1 protein-coding gene is annotated in these 2,188 nt (G+C 42.7%); it reads left to right on the plus strand.

What is annotated here, in order from left to right:
• The first annotated feature begins 553 nt into the window (after positions 1–553).
• Entirely contained in the window at positions 554–2,167 is a 1,614-nt protein-coding gene (locus tag AC5JM2_RS22720; RefSeq protein WP_495837094.1) for a group II intron reverse transcriptase/maturase, read from the plus strand.
• The last annotated feature ends 21 nt before the right edge of the window (positions 2,168–2,188 follow it).

Consider the following 2,188-nt stretch of genomic DNA (forward strand, 5'->3'; position numbering starts at 1 on the left):
AGGGAAGTGCGATTCGTTGCTTAGTGAATCACGGTAATCAGCCCGTACATAACTAAGCCAGTGAAATCTAGACAACTAGACACTGAACTCTCAGATTGATGTGGGTGAAAGCCCCACCCGCAAGATTCATGCGTGACTCCTCATCTGCCCACACTGAGTAAGCTCGATTCTTACAGAGTGAAGCTGGGAACAGGGCACAATCAGACTACCGTTATGGGTGGACACTGGTGCTAACAGGGAGTTCCCACGGTGAAACAGAGCCTAGAAAAGTAACCAAAGCTTAAGCGGGACATATCCTTTGAACCCGACTTTATCAGAGCAAGACCCGCAGCGTCTATTCCCTGATAGCTGTAAGAATCATGGGTTTGTGATGGTTAAATTGGCTACACCTAACGGAACAACTAATCATCTGAGGGAACGAATAAAAACGAATCGAAGGTCTTGGGGAGGTCGAATCCCAGGTAGGTAAGACGAGATACGGAAATCCTTTGATTTGGGTAGGATGCGGCGTAATTGCTGCAAGGTATTCAGAAAACATCTAACGGAGTAGAGCATGATTAGGCACAGTCATGAGACTAGTGAATCGTGGAAGAATCTAAACTGGAAGAAATTTCGGAAAGATTTATTTCGCCTACAATGTAGGGTGTTCAAAGCTATTCGAGACGGTAACAAGCGTAAAGCTTTGTCACTTCAGAAGCTTATTTTGAAATCCAAAGCGGCTAGATTTTTGGCGATTCGTCAAGTAACTCAACTAAACGTTGGTAAGAAGACGGCTGGAATCGACGGCAAAAAGTCCCTCACTTTCGAGGAACGATTTGAGCTAGTAAAAATGCTAAAAGCATCAAGTAACAACTGGTATCACCAAAAGTTACGTAGCATCCCCATCCCTAAAAAAGATGGCAGTATTAGAATGCTAAAAATTCCAACCATTGCAGACCGAGCTTGGCAATGCCTCGTAAAATTTGCACTAGAACCAGCGCACGAAGCAACATTCCACGAAAAGAGTTATGGATTTAGACCGGGACGTTCGGCGCATGATGCACAGAAAGTCCTATTCAATAACCTACGCTCATACTGTAGTGGAAGCAATAAGAGAGTTATAGAACTCGATATTGAAAAATGCTTCGACAGGATAAGTCACACCACAATAATGGAAAATCTTATTGCCCCTTTAGGTATAAAAATTGGGATATTCCGCTGTTTAAAAGCTGGGACAAATCTCGAATTTCCAGAACAAGGTACACCTCAAGGTGGTGTGGTAAGTCCGTTATTAGCAAATATCGCATTAAACGGAATCGAAAGTATTCATAAATACAAAGATGCAGGAAATGGAATAAGAGAAACATCAATCCGTTATGCGGATGACATGGTAATCATACTCCGACCTGAAGATAATGCGAACGAAATACTTGGCAAAATCAACGCATTCCTAGCAGCAAGAGGAATGAAAGTAAGTGAAAAGAAAACGAAGATAACTGCTTCGACAGATGGGTTTGACTTCCTCGGCTGGCATTTTAAAGTGCAGAGCAACGGTAAATTTAGAAGTACTCCCTCAGTGGAGAATTATAAAAAGTTCCGTCAGAAGGTAAAAGCCATCGTTAACTGCTCGAATTATGGTTCTAAGCTAAAAGCTGAAAAGCTAGCACCAATAGTTAGAGGATGGAGGAACTATCACCGCTTCTGTAAAATGAATGGGTCAAGATTCTCGCTTTGGCACACCAGACGCAGAGCATGGAAAGTTCTTAACAAGGAAAAGAGGAACGACAGAGAATCAACTTCAAAATTGATTGATAAAGCGTTCCCTGCGGTTCCTTACTCCGAGAACAAACACGTCAACGTCAAAGGAAATAAATCTCCTTTTGACGGAGATATAACTTATTGGTCCGAAAGGAATAGTAAGCTATATAACAACGAAACCTCTAAGGCACTAAAACGCCAAAACCATACATGTGGTCATTGTGGACTAAAATGTACCAGTGAAGAACGAGTACATCTGCACCACATCGACGGGAATCACAACAACTGGAAGACCAAAAACTTACTAGCTGTCCATGAATCTTGTCATGACTATATACACATGAGCAACGAGTGTAAACCCCAAGAATATCAGGAGCCGGATGCACGGAAACGCGCACGTCCGGTTCTAACAGAGAGGGACGGGGAATAATATCCCCTCTCGACTCTACCA

It is taken from the genome of Brasilonema angustatum, from assembly GCF_059505445.1.

Excerpts from the sequence above, each read along its gene's own strand:
- AC5JM2_RS22720 (WP_495837094.1), top strand. The coding sequence starts at position 554 with ATGATTAGGCACAGTCATGAGACTAGTGAATCGTGGAAGAATCTAAAC.